Below are 18,593 nucleotides of genomic sequence, written 5' to 3' on the forward strand. Positions count from 1 at the left end.
CCCGGAGTACCCCCTTGGCCGACGTCGTTCTCTACACCAAGCCCGGCTGCCCCTACTGCATGGCCGCCATGGGCCTGCTCGATCAGAAGGGCGTAGATTTCACCGAGATCGTCGCCTCGTCCGATCCGGCCAGGAAGGCCGAGATGATCGAACGCTCGGGCGGCCGCATGACCTTCCCCCAGATCTTCATCGACGGCCGCCATATCGGCGGTTCGGACGACATGCGCGCCCTGGACCGCCGGGGCGAGCTCGACCCGTTGCTGGCCGCCTGATGTCGGCGGGCCTGCCCATCGCCCTGATCCAGACGCGGACGCCCGCGACGGCGGCGGCCGGGCTGGCCCATATCGAACCCCTGATCCGACAGGCGGCAACCGAGGGCGCGAAACTGGTCCTGACGCCCGAGGGCACCAATCTGCTGGAACAGCGTCGCGACCGCCGCGCGGTCGCCATCACCGACGAGGATCAGGACGCCTGCGTCATCGGCCTGCGCCACCTGGCGGCGGAGCTGGGCGTCTGGCTGCTGATCGGCTCGGCCATCGTCCGCTCGGGCCACGCCGGCGACGACCGCGCCGCCAACCGGTCGCTGCTGATCGACCCTCATGGCGGCATCGTCGCCCGCTACGACAAGCTGCACGTCTTCGACGTCGACCTGCCGAACGGCGAGACCTATCGCGAGAGTTCGACCATCCGTCCCGGCGATGCCGCGGCCGTGGCCGACACGCCCTGGGGCCGGCTGGGTCTGACCGTCTGCTACGACGTTCGCTTCCCCCACCTGTTCCGCCAGCTGGCCAAGGCCGGGGCCTCGATGATCGCCGTGCCCGCCGCCTTCACCGTCCCGACCGGCGAGGCCCACTGGGAGACCCTGCTGCGCGCCCGCGCCATCGAGACCGGAGCCTTCGTCCTGGCCCCCGCCCAAGGGGGCACTCACGAGGACGGGCGCAAGACCTGGGGTCGTTCCACCGTCGTGTCGCCCTGGGGCGAGGTCATCGGCAAGCTTGACCACGACGACCCCGGCGTGCTGCACGCCACCCTGGACCTGACGGCGGTGGCGCGCGCCCGCGCCGCCGTGCCCGCCCTGACCCACGACCGCGACTTCGCCGCGCCCCGATGAACAGCCAATGATCCGTTACGCGCTCCAGTGCGACGCCGACCACGGGTTCGAAGCCTGGTTCGGCTCCTCGTCCGACTATGATGACCAGGCCTCGCGCGGACTGGTCGAATGCCCGTTCTGCGGCTCGCACTCGGTGTCCAAACAGATCATGGCCCCGGCCGTTGCGGGCACGAAACGGGCGACCCCCTCGCCCGAGGTCGCGCGAAAGATGCAGACCATGATGATGGACGTCGCCCGCGAGGTCCGCGCCCACGTCGAGCAGAACTTCGACTACGTCGGCGACACCTTCGCCCGCGAGGCCCGCGCCATCCACGAGGGCACGACCGAGAAGCGAGAGATCTACGGCGAGGCCACCCCCGCCGAGGTCAAGGCGCTGAAGGCCGACGGCATCCCCTGCGCCGCCCTGCCCCCCGCGCCGCCCGACCCGGCCAAGGTCAACTGAGGACGTGGACGACACCTACCAGGAAGCCGCGCCGCCGCCCGCCCTGGCACCGTTCGTTTCCCGCCTGTGGTCCTACCGGGCCGACACCCCCTCGGGCGGCGTGCAGCGGATCGTGCCGGACGGGTGCTGCGAACTGATCGTCCACCTCGGCACGCCCTATGACGCCCAGGGCCCGGACGGTGCGTGGCACCGCCAACCCGCCGTCCTGTTCGCCGGACAGCTGACGCGGCCTCTGGCGCTCCGGCCGACCGGTCCTGTGCATGTCATCGCGGCGCGTTTCACCCCCGACGGGGCGCGCCCGCTTCTCGGTTCGCCGCTGAGGCGGGCGACCGACCGGACGCTGGATCTGTCCGACCGATTGCCGCGACCGCCGACGGACCTGACGGCGCTGGCGACCTGGCTGGAGACGCGACGCGCGCAGGAGCGCTGGGCGATCGACCCGACCGTCCGGGCGGCGCTGCAGGATCAGGCCCCACCGGACCACCCCGCCGCCCGTCGCGCCCTGCAGCGCGCCTTCCTCGACCAGGTCGGCGTCCCGGCCCGGACCCTTCGCTCGATCCGCCGCTTTCGCGCCGTGTTCGAGCGCGCCGAACATCCCGACGCGGCGGCCGGTGCCTGGCTGAGGGCTGGGCTGGACGCCGGCTATTTCGATCAGCCGCAGATGGCGCGGGATTTTCGCCGCTTCCTCGGTTGCACGGCCACGGAGTGGGCCCGGCAGCAGTCCGAGCTGGCGCGTCGGCTGGCGTCGCAATCCTACAAGACCGACGCTATCGTCGCCTTCTAGATGGCGGCGCAGCCACCGAGGGGACACCCATGATCCACGCCATTCTCGCCGCCTGGGCGATCCAGTCCGCGCCCGCGACCATCGACGACCTGTCGTGGATGGCCGGCTACTGGCTCAGCTGCGAGGGCGGCCGGGAGGTGTCCGAGACGTGGAGCGATCCGCGCGGGGGCCTGATGGCGGGGGTCACCGTCACGGTCGGCCGGTCGGGACAGGGCTCGCTGGAGTTCACCCGCATCTGGCCGGTCGGCGACCGCCTGGCCTTCCTCGCCCAGCCCAGTGGCGTGCCGGCGACGGTCTTTCCCCTGATCGAGGCGACCGCGAACCGCGCCGTGTTCGAAAACCCCGATCACGACTTCCCCCAGCGCATCGTCTATGCCCGCGAGGGCGACACCCTGACCGGCCGGATCGAGGGCACCGCCGACGGCCAGGCCCAGTCGATGACCTGGACCTACCGCGCCGCGGCTCTGAACAGCCGATGCCCGGACTGACCTGGCGGGCGATGACGCCGGACGATCTGGACGCGGTCAGCGCGGTCGCCGCCGTCGCCTTCCCGAACCATTTCGAGGATCGTGCCTGTTTCGCAAATCGCCTTTCCCTGCATCCGCAAGGGTGCCGCGTGCTGGCCGACGAGACCGGCCTGTCCGGCTACATCGTGGCCTACCCGTGGCGACGGGGTCGAATCCCCCCGCTGAACAGCCTGATCGACGCCGTCCCCGACGACGCCGACCTGACCTATCTGCACGATCTGGCCCTTCTGCCCGAAACGCGCGGCGCGGGCCACGCGCGCATCGCGATCGAAGCCCTCGCAAGCGAGGCCGCCGCCGCCGGCTGGCCCGCCCTCGCCCTGGTCGCCGTCAACGACGCCGAGGCCTTCTGGACCCGGCACGGCTTCGTCACCGACCCGGCCCCGGACCTGTCGGCCAAGCTGGCGACCTACGGCCCCGACGCCCGCTACATGGTCCGGCCGCTGTGACCCCGGATCAGAACCGGTAGGCCACCCCGACCCTCAGGTTCCGGCCCGGCATCGGGGCGATATCCTTCAGGAAGCTGACATGCTCGCGCGCCTCTTCGTCGGTCAGGTTGCGGCCCTCGGCGAAGAAGGTCACGTTCTTGTCGGCGAGCGGACGCCAGGCCCCGAACAGATTGACCATCGTATAGCTGTCGGTCGGCAGTTCGAAGTCGGCCACCTCGTCCTGCTCGGCGACGTGTCGGACTTCCAGGCTCAGATCGATCGGACCCGAGCCGTATCTGACCCGGCCCGTCACCGACAACGGCGGAATGCGCGCGGCGGGGCCCAGGTCGGTGTCGGCATCGACATAGTCGACCGCGCCTTCCAGGGTCACGACCCGGCTGCCCTCGGCCCAGACGTCATAGGCCAGCTCGGCCTCGAAGCCGCGGAAGTCGGCGTCGGTCTGCTGATAGGCGAAGATGGGAAACTCCTCGATCTCCCCGTCCTCGTCGACCAGGAAGGTCGCGCCCGTGTCGCGCAGGTCGATGAAGCCGTCGTAAGTCGAGGCATAGACATGCAGGTCGCCCCGCAGCCGTCCGCCGTCATAGTGCAGCGTGCCCTCCAGCGTCGTCACCGACTCCGAGTCCAGCGTCAGGTCCCCGACCTCATAGACCCCCGTCGCGACATGCACGCCGTCGGCGAACAGTTCGGTCTCGGACGGCGCGCGCTCGTTCCGCGCCAGGCTGACGCCCAGGAACAGGCCGTCCGCGGGCCGCAGGAAAACGGCGCCCGATGCCGACCAGTTGTCGTATTCGCGCTCGACCTCGTCGCGCGTCCCGATCGGCGTGGCCGACAGGGTGCGGCGGTCGTAGCGCAGGCCGCCCTCAAAGCCATAGCCGTCGCGGTCCCAGCGCTGGACCGCATAGACCCCCGCCTCGTCGATGTCGCTGCCGGGAATGTAAGCCTCGTCGCCGATGGCCGACAGGCTGCGCGACAGGGTCTGGGCCCCGATCGCCCCGTTCCAGCCGTTGCGGTCGCGCTGGATCAGGTCGGCCCGTGCTTCCCAGCCGTCGGATTCGAACACCGTCCCCGGCTCGCCGACGTCCTCGAACTCGGTGTGGGTATAGTCGGCCTGGCCGAACGCCCCGCGCACGGCACGGAAGGGTCCGGTATCGAAGCGCACTTCGCCGCGCGCGTCGAACCGCTGCTGCTCCAGCTCGATGAAGACGCCTTCCTCGGCGACCACGCCATAGGTGCTTTCGGTCTCCTTGTAGGACAGGCCGCCGAAGCCCGCCTCGCCGACCCACGACGCCCCGATGCCCCAGGCGTCCAGCGCCGAATAGCTGCCCGGCAGGGTCCCGGTCTCGTCGCGGGCGATGCCTTCGGCGTCCGCCAGCCGCTGAGAGATCGGCGACGAGGGAATGTCGTAGTCGTTGGCGTCCTTGGTCACCGCGTCATAGTGCAGAACCAGACTGTCCCCAATGGCGACGTCAAAGCGCGCGCCCAGCGAATAGCCGTTGTCGACGGTCGAGGTCTGGGCCGTCAGCCGGCCGTCCACCCCATCCTCGGGCATGGCGTCAGGGATGCGGCCGTCCAGCACATTGACCACCCCGCCGATGGCCGAGCCGCCATAGATCAGGGTCGAGGGCCCGCGAACGATCTCGATCCGGTTGGCCTCGGCCGGGTCCGTGGCGACCTGGTGGTCCGGCGACACCGAGGAGGCGTCGATCAGGCCGATGCCGTTGGTCAGCACCTGGACGCGTGGGCCGGTCAGCCCCCGGATCAACGGGCGGCTGGCCCCCGGCGCGAACGCGGTCGAGCGCAAGCCCGGGGTCGAGGCCAAGAGGTCGCCAAGGGTCGAGGCGGGTGCGACGGCCAGGGCCTCCTCGTCCACCACCGTCGTGGCGATGACCGAGGCGTTCTGGCTGATCCCGAACGGCGCGCCCGTGACGATGATCTCGTCCAGCTCGGTCACCGGCTCGCTGCGAGGGCTCGACTGGGCGGCGGCGGCCCCGGCCAGGGCCGTCCAGCTGACGGCGGCGAGCAGAAGCGGGCGGGCGAGGCGAAGGTCGGTCATGAGCGCGGTCCAGACGAAAGCGGAACGCGACTGTTATGAAATAACATACTTGGTCGTCAAGGGATCAACCCAGCGGCAGGATCTCCACGTCCTCGCCCGCGCCGACCTGTGGCGCATTGGCCGCGCGCCGGATCAGCCCGTCGGCCCCGCTCAGAACCGTCAGCATGGCGGAATCCTGATCCGGCAGGGCCCGCACCGCCCCCCGACCGTCCGGCCCGACGACCCGCGCCGCCCGCATCCAGTGCTCGCGCGGCCCATTTGCGGGCAGGGCCTCGGCCAGCGGCATCGTCTCGGTCTCGGGCAGCGCCACCCCGCCCTGCATCGCCGCCAGTAGCGGCTTCAGGAACAGCTCGCCGCACACCAGGGCCGACACGGGATTGCCCGGCAGCCCCAGGATGCGCCGCCCGTCCGGCAGGATCGCCGCCCACAGCGGCTTGCCCGGTCGCATGGCGATCCCCTCGACCCGCATCCGCGCGCCCAGTTCACGCGCCGCCGGCTTGACCCGGTCGTGGTCCCCGACCGAGGCCCCGCCGATGACCACGATCAGATCGACCTCGGCCGTCTCGAGCGCCGCCCGTATCTCCTCCAGCCGGTCCCCGACCAGCGGCAGCGGCGTCACCACCGCGCCCGCCCGCCGCGCCACCTGCGACACGCCCGGTCCCGCCGCGTCGAAGATCTGAAGTGCCCCCGCCGCCTGCCCGGCCGCGACGACCTCGGCCCCGCCCGCCAGCACGGCCACGCGTGGACGTCGAGCGCACCTCACCGATCCCACGCCCGCCGACGCCGCCAGTGCGATCCGCCACGGGTTCAGCCGTGCGCCCGGCTCCAGCAGAACCTGCCCGGCCCCGTAATCCGCTCCCCGACGCCGGACCCAGGCCGGGGCGTCGGCGGGCGCGAGAACCGTCAGGTCGTCCCCCGCCGCCCGGGCCTCCTCCTGGATCACCACCCGATCCGCCCCGACCGGCAGGGGCGCGCCGGTGAAGATGCGGACGGTCTCGCCCGGCCCCAGCGACCCGGCGAACCCCGCACCCGCCGCGCTCTCTCCGACGATCCGCAGCGGCTCCTCGCCGAGGTCCGCCGTCCGCACGGCCCAGCCGTCCATGGCCGAGGCGTCGAACGGCGGCTGATCCCGCGTCGCCACCACCGGTTCCGCCAGCCAGCGCCCGTCGGCCTCGTCCAGCCCGACCGCCTCGGCACCCGACGGCCCGACGCCCTCCAGCAGCGCCGCCCGCGCCGCCTCGACGGTTTGTAAACTCATGCCGACCGGACCCAGTCGCCCGACGCCCCGCCGGACTTGGCCACCAGCCGCACGCCCTCGATCGTCATGCCCCGGTCTACGGCCTTCAGCATGTCGTAGAGCGTCAGCAGGGCGACCGACACAGCCGTCAGCGCCTCCATCTCGACCCCCGTCCGGCCCGTCGTGCGGCCCACCGCCACGACCGTCAGGCCCGATCCGTCCGCGCTCGGCTCCACCGACACCACCGCCGCGTCCAGCGGCAGGGGGTGGCACAGGGGGATCAGGTCGGCCGTCTTCTTGGCCGCCATGACGCCGGCGATCTCGGCCACCGCGCGCACGTCGCCCTTTCGACCGCCGGCCGACAGGGCCAGCTGCAGGGTCTCGGCCGCCATGACGATCCGCCCCTCGGCCCGCGCCTCGCGCGCCGTCTCGGCCTTCGCCGACACATCGACCATCCGCGCCCGGCCGTCCGCGTCGATATGGGTCAGGTCCTTGGTCGAACTCGGCGACATGGTCAGGTCTCCATCAGGCGCGGCATGATCTCGACCAGGTTGCAGGGCCGGTGCCGGCTGTCGAGCTGCCATCGGATCACCTTGTCCCAGCCGTCGCGCACCGCACCGTTCGATCCTGGAAGACAGAAGACGAAGACGCCCCCGATGATCCCCGCCGTGGCCCGCGACTGAAGCGTCGACAGGCCGATGGTTTGATAGCTGACGGTGTGGAAGACCACCGAGAACCCCTCGATCCGCTTGTCGAACAAGGGCTCCAGCGCCTCGGGCGTCACGTCCCGCCCGATCAGGCCGGTCCCGCCGGTCGTCACGATGGCATCGACGCCCTCGAGGTCGATCCACACGCCGACCTGCGCCCGTATCGCTGCGACATCGTCCGGCACGATCGCCTTCGCGACGAGCTCATGCCCCGCCGCCTTCACCCGCTCCGCCAGGATGGCGCCGGACGTATCCGTCTCGTCGTCGCGCGTGTCCGACACGGTCAGCACCGCGATCCGCACCGGCGTCACCGGCTGGTCGGTCAGCAGCTTCCCCCCCGGCGCGGGCAGGGTATCGAGGTCGCTCATCCGTTCGTCTCCGTGTTCCATCGCGCCGCGTCGGCGTGGTCCGACGCTCGCGCCTCGATCCAGCGCCGCCCGTCCGGCCCGTCCTCGCGCTTCCACAGGGGGGCGCGGGTCTTCAGCTGATCCATCAGATAGTCCGCCGCGTCGAAGGCCGTGCGCCGATGCGCCGCCGCCGCCGCCACGAACACGATCGCCTCGCCCGGCCGCACCTCGCCCCACCGGTGTACCGCCATCAGCTCGACCCCCTCGAACCGCGCCCGCGCCTCGTCCTCCAGCGCCGTCATCGCCTCCTCGGTGAAGCCACGCCACGCGTCCAGCGTCAGGGTCTCGACCGCCCGCCCGTCCGTCGCCGCCCGGCACAGCCCCGTGAAGCTGACCACCGCCCCGACATCCGTCCGCCCGTCGCAGAACGCATCCAGCAGCGCCCCCGCGTCGATCGGTCCATCCACCAGAAGCGCCACGCTCAGCCCCCCGACACCGGCGGCGCGAAGGCCACCTCGTCGTCCGGCGTCACCGTCACATCGCCGCGCACCACCACCCGGTTGACCACGGTCATCCGCCCGGGCCGCGCCAGCCGCTCGGCCAGCCCCTCATGCTCCGACAGCACGGCCACCAGCGCCTCGGTCGAGCCACCCTCGACCTCCTGCTCGCGCCATCCGGCGACATCGGCGAAGGCACCGAAGAGCAGCACGCGCGCCACCGCTCAGCCCCCCGTCAGCGACATGGGCCGGGCCACGGCGGGCACCGCGTCCGGCCCGATGCGGAAATCGTGCGCGCCCGGCTTTCTGGCCACCGCCGCCCGGATCGCCGCCTCGACCGCTGCCTCGCCGCCCTCGGCCAAGGCCCCCGCCAGATCGGCGTGATCGTCCTGCCCCAGGCACAGATACAGCCGCCCGGTGCAGGTCATCCGCACCCGGTTGCAGTCACCGCAGAAATTGTGGGTCATCGGCGTGATGAAGCCCAGCGTCCCGCCCGTCTCCTCGACCCGCACATAGCGCGCCGGTCCACCCGTGCGCTTGACCATCGGCGTCAGGGTCCACCGCGCCTCCAGCCCCCGCCGCACGTCGCCCAGCGACAGGAACTGCGCCTCCCGGTCCGCCCCGATCTCGCCCATCGGCATGGCCTCGATCAGGCTGATCTCATGGCCCTCGCCATGCGCCCATTCGATCAGACCGGGCAGGTCCGCCGCATTGTCTCGCGCCAGGGCCACGGCGTTGATCTTGACCGCCAGCCCCGCCGCCTTGGCCGCCGCGATGCCCTCCAGCGCGCGGCTCACGTCCCCGCCCCGCGTCAACCGCCGATAGGTCTCGGGCTCGAGCGTATCCAGCGACACGTTCACCCGCCGCACGCCATGTCCGGCCAGCGCCTCGGCATGCTCCGCAAGCCGCATCCCGTTGGTGGTCAAGGTCAGCTCGTCCAGCGCGCCTGAGGCCAGATGCCGCGATAGCCGCGCCACCAGATCCATGAAGCCCTTCCGCACCAGCGGCTCGCCCCCCGTCAGCCTGAGACGCCGCGCGCCCAGCCCGACGAACACCGAGGCCAGCCGGTCCAGGTCCTCGATCGACAGCAGGTCCTCGCGCGGCAGGAAGGTCTGCCGCTCGGCCATGCAGTAGGTGCAGCGCAGGTCGCAGCGGTCGGTAACCGAAATCCGCACATAGCGAATGACCCGGCCGAGGGGATCGACCAGCGGTTCGGCGGCGGGACTGGACGCGGGCGCAGTCGTCATGTTCAGTTGAGCATAACGCTCGGGCGGGGGGACGAAAGCCATTTCTGCCGATATCGCCCGTCGCGCGCGTCCGGTTACGGCCGCCGTTGCCACCGGCCCCCGCTCATGAACGCCGACCCACCCCGCCTGTGGTTTCAGGTCCGCATCGGCGAGGGGCACCTCGGCCCCGGCAAGGCCCAGCTATTGGCCCTCATCCGCGACACCGGTTCGCTCAGCGAGGCGGCGCGGCGCATGGGCATGTCCTACCGCCGGGCCTGGACCTTGATGGAGGCCATCAACGCCCTGACCGACGCCCCGGCCGTGGAGACCGAGCGCGGGGGACCGGGCGGCGGCGGCTCGCGCCTGACCCCGCGCGGCGAGGCTCTGCTGGCGGCCTATGCCGAGTTGCGTGCCACGCTCGACGTCGCCGCCGCCCCGACCCTCGCCCACATCGCCGTCCTCGCCGACCGCTCTCGTCGCGGCGAGGACTGACCGCTTCCGGAGCACCGCCGATGGACATGACCACGCTGGTTCTCATGGCCGCGCTGATGGGTCTGGGCGCGATGCTCTACGCCTCAGTCGGTCACGCCGGCGCGTCGGCCTATCTGGCGATCATGGCGATCTTCGCGGTCGAGCCCGAGGTGATGCGGCCGACAGCCCTCGTCCTGAACATCGTCGTCGCCAGCTTGGCGACCTACCGCTTCGTCCGCGCCGGGCAGTTCAACGGGCGGCTCCTGATCCCCTTCGTCGTCGGCGCCGTTCCCGCCGCCTTCCTCGCCGGACAACTGGAGCTTCCCACCGACCTCTATCGACCGGTCGTCGCGGCGGTCCTCCTGCTCGCCGCGATCCGGCTCCTCTGGCCCCGGGAGATCAAGGCGCTCCGCGAGCCGCAGTCCCCCCGCCTCTGGATCGCCCTCCTGTCCGGCGCGGCCATCGGCACCCTGTCGGGGCTGACCGGAACGGGGGGAGGCATCTTCCTCAGCCCCCTGATCCTGTTCCTCGGCTGGGAGGGCGCGAGGAAGACCTCGGGCGTTTCGGCCACCTTCATCCTGTGCGTCTCGATCTCCGGCCTGCTCGGCAACCTGTCGAGCGTGGGCCGTCTGCCGCCCGAACTTCCTCTCTTCATCGGTGCCGTCATCCTCGGCGCGCTCGTGGGCACGCGGGTCGGCATCGCCCGACTGGAGCCCCGGCGCCTGCTCCAGGCCCTCGGGGTCGTTCTGGTGATCGCCTCGGCGAAACTGGCCTTCTCCTGATCGGGGCGTCGAAAGGCCCCCAGGCCACAGGTCGCCCTCGATGGTCGTTGCTGATGGGGAAATGGCGCACCCGAGAGGATTCGAACCTCTGACCCCTGCCTTCGGAGGGCAGTACTCTATCCAGCTGAGCTACGGGTGCATCCGCGCGGTCGCTTGACGACCGGACGAAGGGCCATACAGCAGCGGGGGGCGCGCCTCAATCCCGAATACGGGCGAGCGTCACAACCTGCTCCGCCATCCTCGGACTTGATCCGAGGATGGCGGTGTCTGTTTCAACCAGGCCGAAGAGGCTCTAGCGTCCCGCCGAAGATCAAGAGGGAGACGACGCCATGCGCGCACTGGTGCTGGGATTTCTGCTTCTGCTGGGGGCCTGCGCCACCACGCCCGCCGGGCGGCCCGATCCGTCCGGCGACAGCCTGGACGCCATCGCCCGTGACTATGTCGCCCTGATCCTGGAGATCGGCGAGCGCGAGCCGGGCTATGTCGACGCCTATTACGGCCCGCCCGAGTGGGCGGCGGCGGCCGAGGCCAACGCGCGTGAGGTGCCCGCCCTGATCCAGGGCGCGGCCTCCCTGACCCGGCGTCTGAATGCGGTCTCGACCACGGGTGCCGATCCCGCCGTGGTCCAGCGAAAGGCCTATCTGCTGGCCCATGTCTCGGCGGCGTCGGCGCGGCTTCGCATGATCGGCGGCGAGCGGATGAGTTTCGCAGACGAGGCCGAGGCCCTGTTCGGCGTTCGGCCAGAAATCCTGCCCCTGTCGGCCTATGACCCCATCCTGGCCGAGATCGACCGGCTCGTGCCCGGCGAGGGCGAGCTTGCCGCGCGCGTCGCCGCCTTCCGCACCGGGTTCCAGATCCCGACCGACCGGCTCCAGACCGTGTTCGACGCCTCGATCGCCGAATGCCGCGCCCGCACCGTCCGCCACATCGCCCTGCCCGCGAACGAGCGGTTCACCCTGGCCTTCGTCACCGACAAGCCCTGGTCGGGCTACAACTACTATCAGGGCGACGCCGCCAGCCGGATCGAGATCAACACCGACCAGCCCATCTTCACCGACCGAGCCATCGACCTGGGCTGCCACGAGGGCTACCCCGGCCACCACGTCTACAACGCGCTTCTGGAACAGACCTTCGTGGTGGAGCGCGGCTGGGTCGAGATGAGCGTCTATCCCCTCTATTCGCCCATGTCCTTCGTGGCGGAGGGCAGCGCCAACTACGGCATCGACCTGGCCTTCCCGGGCGACGAGGCCGCCGTGTTCGAGCGTGACGTCCTGCTGCCGCTCGCGGGCCTGACCGGCCCGCCGGTCGAGCAGAAGGCCCGGCTGAACGCCCTGGTCCGTCGGCTGGGTCGCGCCGAATACACCGTCGCCGACGCCTATCTGGCCGGCCGCATCGACCGGGCCGAGGCGACGCGCCTCTTGTCGCAATACATGCTGACCACGCCCGAGCGCGCGGCCCAGCGCGTGCGCTTCATCGACACCTACCGCAGTTACATCATCAACTACGGCCTCGGCCGCGACGTGGTCCAGGCCTGGGTCGAGCGCCAGGGCCCGGACCGCTGGCAGGGCATGGAAACACTGCTGTCGAGCCAAATCCTGCCGGTCGATCTGCTGCCATGAACACAGGCGAAACGCGCTCAAGCAGCGAGGCTCCGGGAGCCGAGCGGTAGCGCCCCAACTCACTGCGCCGTCATGCCACCGTCGATCTTGAACTCCGACCCGGTCACGAACTTCGACTCGTCCGACGCCAGATAGACCACCAGATAGGCCACGTCGTCCGGCTCGCCGATGCGCTTCAGCGGAATCCCGCGCGCCAGCTTCTGGTGCGCCGTCGCCTCGTCGCCGCCCGCCATGGCCACGAACGGGTCCAGGATCGGGGTCTTGATGAAGACCGGATGCACCGAGTTGCAGCGCACGTTCCAGTCCTTCTTGGCCGCCTCCAGCGCCAGGGTCTTGGTGTACATCCACACCGCCGCCTTGGTGGCGTTGTAGGCCCCCATGCCGGGCCCTGCCGCCAGCGCGGCGATCGACGAGATGTTCACGATCGAGGCAGGGGCCGCCGCGCGCAGATGCGGCATGCCGTGCTTGGCGCCCAGCATCACGGACTTCAGATTGATGTCGAACTGACGCTGCCAGTTCTCGACCGTGTCGTCCTCGACGAAGGTCAGGGGCCCCCCGACCCCGGCGTTGTTGACCAGAACCGACAACGATCCCATCGCCGCCACGGCCTCGGCGACTACCGCCGCCCAGCGCGCCTCGTCGGCCACGTCGTGCTGAAAGGCGAAGGCCGACCCCGGCGTCTCGGCGTTGATCGACGCCGCCAGGGCCTCGGCGCGCGCTCCGTCGATATCGGTCACGGCGACCCTGGCTCCCTCCCGCACCAGCATGCGCGCCATGGCCTCGCCCAGCCCTCCGGCCGCTCCCGTGATCATGGCCGTCTTGCCCGCGACGCGTCCGGTCATGTCAGTGTCCCCCCAGGCCGGCGGCGGCCTCGTCGATGAAGCGCGCCAGCGTCGTGTCCAGCTCGGTCACCCCGCCCGCGTCGTGGGTCGTCAGCAGCACCTCGACCCGGTTGTAGACATTGGACCATTCCGGATGGTGATCCATGGTCTCGGCCTTGATGGCGACGCGGGTCATGAAGCCGAAGGCGGCGTTGAAATCCTTGAACGTCAGGGCGCGATGGAGGGCCGGGCGGTCGCCGGGCGCGACGGCCCAGGCGGTCAGATCGGCGGCGGCGGCGGCGGGATCGATGGTGGGACGGGTCATCCCGCTGGCCTAGACCGCCGCCCCCGGCCGGGCAAGCGCCCGGGGTCGAACCCGCGTCCGGGAACGCGCGGCCAGGCTGGGCGTTGGGAAGCGTCGCCATTGTTCAGATCGGAGCCTCGTCGTGGACAATCTGTGGATCGCCTCGCTCGCCGACGCCGACCGGCAACGGCTGGAGCCTCACCTGGGCGAAAGGCCCTTTGCCCAGGGTCAGATGCTGTACGACGCGGGCGAAGAGGTGGACGAGGTCTGGTTCCCTCTCAACGGCGTGGTGTCGCTGATGACCGTCCTGCCCGAGGACCGGCTGATCGAGACCGCCGCCATCGGCCGCGAAGGCCTGGTCGGCGTGACCTGCGGCCCCATGAACGGCCGCGCCTCCAGCCGCGCCATCGCCCAGATCGAGGGGTCCGCCGCCTGCTGCCCGGCCGAGGTCTTCTCCCAGGCCCTGAGCGAGAGCGACACCCTCAGGAACGCCCTGTCGCGCTACACCGAAAGCCTGTTCGCCCAGGTCCAGCAGACCGCCGCCTGCAATGCCCAGCACCGGCTGGACGAGCGTCTGGCCCGCTGGCTCCTGACCCTTCACGACCGCGCCGAGGGCGACCGGTTCGACCTGACCCAGGCCGATATCGCCGGCATGCTGGGCGTGCGCCGCGCCACCGTGTCCGAGGTCGGGTCCCAGCTGGTCGACAAGGGGCTGATCCGGCGCGGCCGGGGCTGGGTCGAGGTGCTGGACCGTCCGGCGCTCGAGGACCATGCCTGCGGCTGCTATATGGCCATTCGCGGCGTCATGAAGGATCTGCGCCTGCCGGTGCCCAAGGCGGCGTGAGCCCACGCGGGCCCTGCGGCCACGCGGGCGGATGACGCGGGCCCGCCGACCCGCTAGACCCCGGCCATGACCGAGACGTCCAAGACCTCCTCCTTCGGCTTTCGCGACGTCGATGCGCGCGAGAAGGTGCGCATGGTGCGAGGCGTGTTCGACAGCGTGGCCTCCAGCTACGACCTGATGAACGACCTCATGAGCGGCGGCGTCCACCGGCTGTGGAAGGACGCGGCCGCCGCAAAGCTCAACCCCCGCCCGGGCGAGACCATCCTCGACGTCGCGGGCGGCACCGGCGATATGGCCCGGCGGTATTCCAGGATGGCCCGGCGCGCCCAGGAGCGACGCGGCGGTACCGACGCCTCCGTCATCGTGCTCGACTACAACGCCGAGATGATCCTGGCGGGGGTCGCCAAGGGCGGCGAGCCCGAGATGGTCTGGACCGTCGGCGACGCCATGAAGCTGCCCATCCCCGACGCCTCGGTCGACGCCTATTCGATCAGCTTCGGCATCCGGAATGTCGCCGATATCGCCGTGGCCCTGAAGGAGGCGCGCCGCGTGCTCAAGCCCGGCGGCCGCTTCCTGTGCCTGGAGTTCTCGCGCCCGACGGCCGAGGCGATCCGGACCGCCTATGACGCCTGGTCCTTCCACGCCATCCCGCGCATCGGGCAGTGGGTCGCCAAGGACCGCGACAGCTATCAGTATCTGGTCGAGAGCATCCGCCGCTTCCCCGATCAGTCGACCTTCAAGGAGATGATCGAGGACGCCGGCTTTTCCCGCGTCGCCGTGACCAACCTGTCCGGCGGGGTCGCGGCGATCCATTTCGGGTGGGCGGTCTGAGCCTGAACCCGTCATACCGGGTCGCTCCCGCCGCCCCGCCGACCGTGCCCGTGCGCGATCCCATCGGCGCGATCTGGCGGCTGATCCGCTGGGGCGGGGCCCTGGCGCGTCACGACGCCCTGCTGCCGCGCGAGATCACCCATCTTCTGCCCGCCTGGTTCCGGCCCGTCGCGGGCTTCGTCCACCTGTTCGCGGGCAAGGACGGCAGGAACGGCCGACCCGGCCAGCGCCTGGGCCGCGCCTTCGAGACCCTGGGTCCCGTCGCCATCAAGCTGGGCCAGGTCATGGCCACCCGCGCCGACATCTTCGGCATCGAGTTCGCGCGTGATCTCGGCCGGCTCAAGGACAGCCTGCCGCCCTTCCCCACCGACCAGGCCCGGCGCGAGATCGAGCGCTCGATCGGCCGCCCGGTCGACAGCCTGTTCCTCGACTTTGGCGATCCGGTCGGCGCGGCGTCGCTGGCCCAGGCCCACCCCGCCTGGCTGGCGGACGGGAGGAAGGTCGCGGTCAAAGTGCTGCGCCCGGGCGTAGAACGTCGTGTCGTCACGGGCCTGGACGCCATGCGTCTCGCTGCCGGCCTGGTCGATCGGCTGGTCCCCGCCGCGCGGCGGCTGGAGCCCCGCGCCTTCGTCGAGACCGTCGCCCGCTCCATGTATCTGGAGCTGGACATGCGGCTGGAGGCCGCCGCCGCCTCCGAGCTTCATGACATCATGGAGAAAGCCCGGGCCGACGGAGCCCATATGTCGGCCCCCAAGGTCGTCTGGGACGGTGTCGGAAAGCGCGTCCTGACGCTGGAATGGGCCACCGGCCTGCCCATGACCGACCCGGAGGCCATCCGCCAGCCGGGCATGGACATCAATGCGCTCGCCGACAACGTCGTGCGCGCCTTCCTGGTCCAGGCGCTGGACCACGGCACCTTCCACGCCGACCTGCATGAGGGGAACCTGTTCACCCACGCCCCGGCCGAGCTGACCGCCATCGACTTCGGCATCGTCGGCCGCCTGGGCCCGGCAGAGCGGCGATACCTCGCCGAGATCCTGTGGGGCTTCCTGACCCGCGACTATCCCCGTATCGCGCGCGTGCATTTCGAGGCCGGCTATGTCCCGCCGCACCATTCGGTCGAGGCCTTCGCCCAGGCCCTGCGCGCCGTCGGAGAGCCCGTGATCGGCCGCGCCGCGTCCCAGGTGTCGATGGGCCGGCTGCTAGGCCAGCTGTTCGAGATCACCGCCCTGTTCGACATGCACCTGCGGCCCGAGCTGATCCTGCTGCAGAAGACCATGGTCTCGGTCGAGGGTGTGGCGCGTCGCCTCAACCCCGATCACGATCTGTGGTCCGCCGCCCAGCCGGTGGTCGAACGCTGGATCATGCGCGAACTTGGCCCCCGGGCCCAGGTCCGCGACGCGCTAAAGGAGGGCCTCGCCGCCGCCCGCGCGATCTCGCGGCTGGTCCAGGACCCTCCCGCGACCCAGACGGTGGTGGTCGAACGGGTGCAACCGTCCCGCTGGCTGGGGGTTGGCGTGGGTGTCGCGGTCGCGCTTTCGACGGCCGCCCTCGTTCTGTCGCTTTGGCCCGGGAGTCTGGGCTGATCCGAAAAGGAAACGCCTGATGATCCGCCCCTCTCTCAAAGCGACCACCCTCCTCACCGCCTCCCTCCTCGCCCTGGCCACCCCGGTGCTGGCCCAGACGGCGGCTCCGGTTCAGTCGCCCCAGACGCGTTCGCTCGCCCCCGCCTCGACGCCTGCGCCTGTTGCGGCGGCCACCCTGCCCAACAGCTTCGATTCGCCCGTTACCCGCACCGCGCCGCCCAGCGCGCCGATCGCCATGCCCAGCGCCGGTCAGGTGACCGAGGCCGACGTCGCCGAGGGTCTGTTGCGCGCCGTCATCGCCGACCTCGCCGCCGGGCGGATCGAGGCGGACCTGTTCACCCCCGATCTCGCCGGACGGCTGACGCCCCAGCTTGCCCAGCTTCAGCCTCTGGTCCAGGGCTTCGGCGCGCTCGGTCCGATCGCGCCCCAGGGCGTGGTCAACGGCGCCAACCAGTTCCTGGTCACCTTCGACAACGCCGAGACCCAATGGGTCATTGGCCTGAACGAGGACGGCCGCATCTCCGCCCTGCTGTTCCGCCCCGCGCCCCCGGTCTCGTCGGAGCCCGAAGCCGAGGCCGAGCCGGAAACCGACGCCCAAGCTGCCGAGCCGATGCCGACCGAAGGTCGCTAGACCTTCTCGACGAGCCGACCGACCCGTCGGGGATTCTGAGACAGGTTCATCACGGCGAGCACAACGGGTTCACAACGAACACGACGGGATCGAGAGCTTGGCCTCGTCGCCGATTATCCCCTTCAGGATCGGCGTCGCACCTTGGACTTGGCGGCGAAGCCGCCCTTCTCTCATACCCGGTGCCTGGGTGAGCGAGACGCCCTCGACGTCCGATCGATCCCGTCGTGTCCTTTGTGCCTTCGTTGTGCTCGCTGTGATGAACCTCTTCAGGCCACCCCTCCCCTTGAACCGCGATACGGTCAATCCAGGTCCGGCCGCCCCCGGTTGGCCTTGACGTTCGACCGGCCCGACTTGGCCTGAAGCCGCCGTTCCTTTGACGCCCGCGTCGGCCGCGTCGCGATCCGACGGACCGGCGCGACCGAGGCCTTGTCGATCAGGCCCTGAAGCCGCTCCAGTGCGTCGGCCCGGTTCCGCTCCTGCGTCCGGAACCGCACGGCGGTGATCAGGATCACCCCGTCCAGCGTCAGCCGGCTGCCCGCCGCCTTCATCAACCGCTCGCGCACGGCGTCGGTCAGGCTGGGCGAGTTCAGCGCGTCGAACCGCAGTTGAACCGCCGTCGAGACCTTGTTGACGTTCTGCCCGCCCGGCCCGCCGGACCGGAAGAAGCGGAACTCCAGCTCGTCGTCCGGGATGACGGTCATGCCACCGCCCGCTTCGCCCGCACCACCGCCGTGTCCAGCGCCTGGAGAAACGCCGAGCGATCCTTGGCCGAGAAGGGCGGCGGCCCCGACGTCGCCACACCCATCGACCGCAGATGCTCGCCCACCATCCGCCCGGCCAGGGCCGATCCGATCGAATCCGGGCTGAAGGCCTGGCCGTTCGCCTTCATCGCTTGGGCCCCGGCCTTCAGGCACCGATCCGCCAGGGGAATGTCGGCCGTGATGACGATGTCGCCCGGTCCCGCCCGCTCGGCGATCCAGTCGTCCGCCACGTCGGGCCCGGCGTCCACCACCACCTGCTCGATCCAGGGCTCCCGCAGGGTGTTGATCCACCCGTTCGACACCACGAACACATGCAGTCCGTACCGCGCCGCCACGCGATAGACCTCGTCCTTCACGGGACAGGCGTCGGCGTCGATGAAGATGCGGGGCGCGGGCATGCAGTGGGATATAGCCTACCCTTCTCCGCAGACAGAGAGTGTGTACCGACCGCAGGGTTTCATCACAACGGGCACAACGAAGACACAAGGGACACGACGACACCGAACGGACGGACAGGTCGCCGACCGCTCACCTCCGATAGCCAGCAAGGAAGGGCGGCTCCGCCC

At 70.7% G+C, this 18,593-nt stretch carries 24 protein-coding genes and 1 tRNA gene; 13 read left to right on the forward strand and 12 right to left on the reverse strand.

Annotated elements, in window-relative coordinates:
• The first annotated feature begins 14 nt into the window (after positions 1–14).
• The 6 genes from grxC to ABN401_RS12605 are packed head-to-tail and all read left to right on the forward strand — an operon-like array spanning position 15 to position 3,310.
• A complete protein-coding gene (grxC, locus tag ABN401_RS12580; protein WP_349685203.1) occupies positions 15–272 on the forward strand; it encodes a glutaredoxin 3 in 258 nt (85 codons plus the stop codon).
• Complete coding sequence (locus ABN401_RS12585) at positions 272–1,111, forward strand: carbon-nitrogen hydrolase family protein (RefSeq protein WP_349685204.1); 840 nt, start codon at positions 272–274, stop codon at positions 1,109–1,111. Before grxC ends, ABN401_RS12585 begins: the two co-directional genes overlap by 1 nt.
• 7 nt (positions 1,112–1,118) lie before the next feature.
• Positions 1,119–1,553, forward strand: a complete 435-nt coding sequence (locus ABN401_RS12590) for a DUF1178 family protein (protein ID WP_349685205.1) — start codon at positions 1,119–1,121, stop codon at positions 1,551–1,553.
• Between the two features lie 4 nt (positions 1,554–1,557).
• Complete coding sequence (locus tag ABN401_RS12595) at positions 1,558–2,337, forward strand: AraC family transcriptional regulator (RefSeq protein ID WP_349685206.1); 780 nt, start codon at positions 1,558–1,560, stop codon at positions 2,335–2,337.
• A gap of 29 nt (positions 2,338–2,366) precedes the next feature.
• Positions 2,367–2,825, forward strand: coding sequence for a DUF6265 family protein (locus ABN401_RS12600; protein ID WP_349685207.1), 459 nt, complete (start codon positions 2,367–2,369; stop codon positions 2,823–2,825).
• Positions 2,813–3,310 carry a GNAT family N-acetyltransferase gene (locus ABN401_RS12605; protein WP_349685208.1) on the forward strand — a complete coding sequence of 166 codons (498 nt, stop codon included), beginning with the start codon at positions 2,813–2,815 and terminating at the stop codon, positions 3,308–3,310. Before ABN401_RS12600 ends, ABN401_RS12605 begins: the two co-directional genes overlap by 13 nt.
• Before the next feature lie 7 nt (positions 3,311–3,317).
• Here the strand turns inward: ABN401_RS12605 and ABN401_RS12610 are convergent, their stop codons facing one another.
• The 7 genes from ABN401_RS12610 to moaA all read right to left on the reverse strand — a co-directional run bounded on the left by ABN401_RS12610 (position 3,318) and on the right by moaA (position 9,398).
• Entirely contained in the window at positions 3,318–5,363 is a 2,046-nt protein-coding gene (locus ABN401_RS12610; protein WP_349685209.1) for a TonB-dependent receptor, read from the reverse strand.
• 64 nt (positions 5,364–5,427) lie between these two features.
• Positions 5,428–6,621, reverse strand: coding sequence for a molybdopterin molybdotransferase MoeA (locus ABN401_RS12615; protein ID WP_349685210.1), 1,194 nt, complete (start codon positions 6,619–6,621; stop codon positions 5,428–5,430).
• Positions 6,618–7,112, reverse strand: a complete 495-nt coding sequence (gene moaC / locus ABN401_RS12620; protein WP_349685211.1) for a cyclic pyranopterin monophosphate synthase MoaC — start codon at positions 7,110–7,112, stop codon at positions 6,618–6,620. The genes ABN401_RS12615 and moaC overlap by 4 nt, the downstream gene beginning before the upstream one ends.
• Before the next feature lie 2 nt (positions 7,113–7,114).
• Positions 7,115–7,675, reverse strand: coding sequence for a molybdenum cofactor biosynthesis protein B (gene moaB / locus ABN401_RS12625; RefSeq protein ID WP_349685212.1), 561 nt, complete (start codon positions 7,673–7,675; stop codon positions 7,115–7,117).
• On the reverse strand, positions 7,672–8,133 hold the full coding sequence (locus tag ABN401_RS12630) for a molybdenum cofactor biosynthesis protein MoaE (protein WP_349685213.1): 462 nt from the start codon (positions 8,131–8,133) through the stop codon (positions 7,672–7,674). The genes moaB and ABN401_RS12630 overlap by 4 nt, the downstream gene beginning before the upstream one ends.
• Positions 8,134–8,135: 2 nt before the next feature.
• Positions 8,136–8,363, reverse strand: a complete 228-nt coding sequence (locus tag ABN401_RS12635; protein WP_349685214.1) for a MoaD/ThiS family protein — start codon at positions 8,361–8,363, stop codon at positions 8,136–8,138.
• Between the two features lie 12 nt (positions 8,364–8,375).
• Entirely contained in the window at positions 8,376–9,398 is a 1,023-nt protein-coding gene (moaA, locus tag ABN401_RS12640) for a GTP 3',8-cyclase MoaA (protein ID WP_432763558.1), read from the reverse strand.
• A gap of 105 nt (positions 9,399–9,503) precedes the next feature.
• Between moaA and ABN401_RS12645 the strand changes: the two genes are divergently transcribed.
• A complete protein-coding gene (locus ABN401_RS12645; RefSeq protein ID WP_349685216.1) occupies positions 9,504–9,869 on the forward strand; it encodes a winged helix-turn-helix domain-containing protein in 366 nt (121 codons plus the stop codon).
• A 26-nt stretch (positions 9,870–9,895) separates the two neighbouring features.
• Positions 9,896–10,630 carry a sulfite exporter TauE/SafE family protein gene (locus ABN401_RS12650; RefSeq protein ID WP_349685217.1) on the forward strand — a complete coding sequence of 245 codons (735 nt, stop codon included), beginning with the start codon at positions 9,896–9,898 and terminating at the stop codon, positions 10,628–10,630.
• A gap of 62 nt (positions 10,631–10,692) precedes the next feature.
• On the opposite strand, the gene ABN401_RS12655 is transcribed toward ABN401_RS12650, so the two are convergent.
• Positions 10,693–10,769 (reverse strand) — tRNA-Arg (locus ABN401_RS12655).
• A 190-nt stretch (positions 10,770–10,959) separates the two neighbouring features.
• Between ABN401_RS12655 and ABN401_RS12660 the strand changes: the two genes are divergently transcribed.
• Complete coding sequence (locus ABN401_RS12660) at positions 10,960–12,249, forward strand: hypothetical protein (protein WP_349685218.1); 1,290 nt, start codon at positions 10,960–10,962, stop codon at positions 12,247–12,249.
• Between the two features lie 59 nt (positions 12,250–12,308).
• On the opposite strand, the gene ABN401_RS12665 is transcribed toward ABN401_RS12660, so the two are convergent.
• Together ABN401_RS12665 and ABN401_RS12670 are read right to left on the reverse strand one after the other, a co-directional pair.
• Positions 12,309–13,091, reverse strand: coding sequence for an SDR family oxidoreductase (locus ABN401_RS12665; RefSeq protein WP_349685219.1), 783 nt, complete (start codon positions 13,089–13,091; stop codon positions 12,309–12,311).
• A 1-nt stretch (position 13,092) separates the two neighbouring features.
• Positions 13,093–13,395 (reverse strand): 4a-hydroxytetrahydrobiopterin dehydratase, encoded by a 303-nt coding sequence (locus tag ABN401_RS12670; RefSeq protein ID WP_349685220.1) that lies wholly within the window; start codon positions 13,393–13,395, stop codon positions 13,093–13,095.
• A 121-nt stretch (positions 13,396–13,516) separates the two neighbouring features.
• Here ABN401_RS12670 and ABN401_RS12675 point away from each other — a divergent pair, with 121 nt between their 5' ends.
• From ABN401_RS12675 to ABN401_RS12690, 4 genes are all read left to right on the forward strand, one after another.
• Entirely contained in the window at positions 13,517–14,218 is a 702-nt protein-coding gene (locus tag ABN401_RS12675; RefSeq protein ID WP_349685221.1) for a Crp/Fnr family transcriptional regulator, read from the forward strand.
• 66 nt (positions 14,219–14,284) lie between these two features.
• Positions 14,285–15,049 (forward strand): class I SAM-dependent methyltransferase, encoded by a 765-nt coding sequence (locus ABN401_RS12680; RefSeq protein WP_349685222.1) that lies wholly within the window; start codon positions 14,285–14,287, stop codon positions 15,047–15,049.
• A 44-nt stretch (positions 15,050–15,093) separates the two neighbouring features.
• Positions 15,094–16,635 (forward strand): 2-polyprenylphenol 6-hydroxylase, encoded by a 1,542-nt coding sequence (ubiB, locus tag ABN401_RS12685; RefSeq protein WP_349685227.1) that lies wholly within the window; start codon positions 15,094–15,096, stop codon positions 16,633–16,635.
• Positions 16,636–16,654: 19 nt separating this feature from the next.
• On the forward strand, positions 16,655–17,266 hold the full coding sequence (locus tag ABN401_RS12690; RefSeq protein ID WP_349685223.1) for a hypothetical protein: 612 nt from the start codon (positions 16,655–16,657) through the stop codon (positions 17,264–17,266).
• A gap of 299 nt (positions 17,267–17,565) precedes the next feature.
• Here the strand turns inward: ABN401_RS12690 and arfB are convergent, their stop codons facing one another.
• The gene (gene arfB, locus ABN401_RS12695; RefSeq protein WP_349685224.1) at positions 17,566–17,967 is read right to left on the reverse strand and encodes an alternative ribosome rescue aminoacyl-tRNA hydrolase ArfB; all 402 of its coding nucleotides are present in this window, start codon (positions 17,965–17,967) and stop codon (positions 17,566–17,568) included.
• Positions 17,964–18,425, reverse strand: a complete 462-nt coding sequence (locus tag ABN401_RS12700; RefSeq protein ID WP_349685225.1) for a YaiI/YqxD family protein — start codon at positions 18,423–18,425, stop codon at positions 17,964–17,966. The genes arfB and ABN401_RS12700 overlap by 4 nt, the downstream gene beginning before the upstream one ends.
• Between the last annotated feature and the right edge of the window lie 168 nt (positions 18,426–18,593).

The organism is Brevundimonas aurifodinae, assembly GCF_040195595.1.
Classification (GTDB): domain Bacteria; phylum Pseudomonadota; class Alphaproteobacteria; order Caulobacterales; family Caulobacteraceae; genus Brevundimonas; species Brevundimonas aurifodinae.

Excerpts from the sequence above, each read along its gene's own strand:
- ABN401_RS12585 (WP_349685204.1), top strand. The coding sequence starts at position 272 with ATGTCGGCGGGCCTGCCCATCGCCCTGATCCAGACGCGGACGCCCGCG.
- ABN401_RS12590 (WP_349685205.1), top strand. The coding sequence starts at position 1,119 with ATGATCCGTTACGCGCTCCAGTGCGACGCCGACCACGGGTTCGAAGCC.
- ABN401_RS12600 (WP_349685207.1), top strand. The coding sequence starts at position 2,367 with ATGATCCACGCCATTCTCGCCGCCTGGGCGATCCAGTCCGCGCCCGCG.
- ABN401_RS12605 (WP_349685208.1), top strand. The coding sequence starts at position 2,813 with ATGCCCGGACTGACCTGGCGGGCGATGACGCCGGACGATCTGGACGCG.
- ABN401_RS12610 (WP_349685209.1), bottom strand. The coding sequence starts at position 5,363 with ATGACCGACCTTCGCCTCGCCCGCCCGCTTCTGCTCGCCGCCGTCAGC.
- ABN401_RS12615 (WP_349685210.1), bottom strand. The coding sequence starts at position 6,621 with ATGAGTTTACAAACCGTCGAGGCGGCGCGGGCGGCGCTGCTGGAGGGC.
- moaC (WP_349685211.1), bottom strand. The coding sequence starts at position 7,112 with ATGTCGCCGAGTTCGACCAAGGACCTGACCCATATCGACGCGGACGGC.
- moaB (WP_349685212.1), bottom strand. The coding sequence starts at position 7,675 with ATGAGCGACCTCGATACCCTGCCCGCGCCGGGGGGGAAGCTGCTGACC.
- moaA (WP_432763558.1), bottom strand. The coding sequence starts at position 9,398 with ATGACGACTGCGCCCGCGTCCAGTCCCGCCGCCGAACCGCTGGTCGAT.
- ABN401_RS12645 (WP_349685216.1), top strand. The coding sequence starts at position 9,504 with ATGAACGCCGACCCACCCCGCCTGTGGTTTCAGGTCCGCATCGGCGAG.
- ABN401_RS12650 (WP_349685217.1), top strand. The coding sequence starts at position 9,896 with ATGACCACGCTGGTTCTCATGGCCGCGCTGATGGGTCTGGGCGCGATG.
- ABN401_RS12660 (WP_349685218.1), top strand. The coding sequence starts at position 10,960 with ATGCGCGCACTGGTGCTGGGATTTCTGCTTCTGCTGGGGGCCTGCGCC.
- ABN401_RS12665 (WP_349685219.1), bottom strand. The coding sequence starts at position 13,091 with ATGACCGGACGCGTCGCGGGCAAGACGGCCATGATCACGGGAGCGGCC.
- ABN401_RS12670 (WP_349685220.1), bottom strand. The coding sequence starts at position 13,395 with ATGACCCGTCCCACCATCGATCCCGCCGCCGCCGCCGCCGATCTGACC.
- ABN401_RS12680 (WP_349685222.1), top strand. The coding sequence starts at position 14,285 with ATGACCGAGACGTCCAAGACCTCCTCCTTCGGCTTTCGCGACGTCGAT.
- ABN401_RS12690 (WP_349685223.1), top strand. The coding sequence starts at position 16,655 with ATGATCCGCCCCTCTCTCAAAGCGACCACCCTCCTCACCGCCTCCCTC.
- arfB (WP_349685224.1), bottom strand. The coding sequence starts at position 17,967 with ATGACCGTCATCCCGGACGACGAGCTGGAGTTCCGCTTCTTCCGGTCC.
- ABN401_RS12700 (WP_349685225.1), bottom strand. The coding sequence starts at position 18,425 with ATGCCCGCGCCCCGCATCTTCATCGACGCCGACGCCTGTCCCGTGAAG.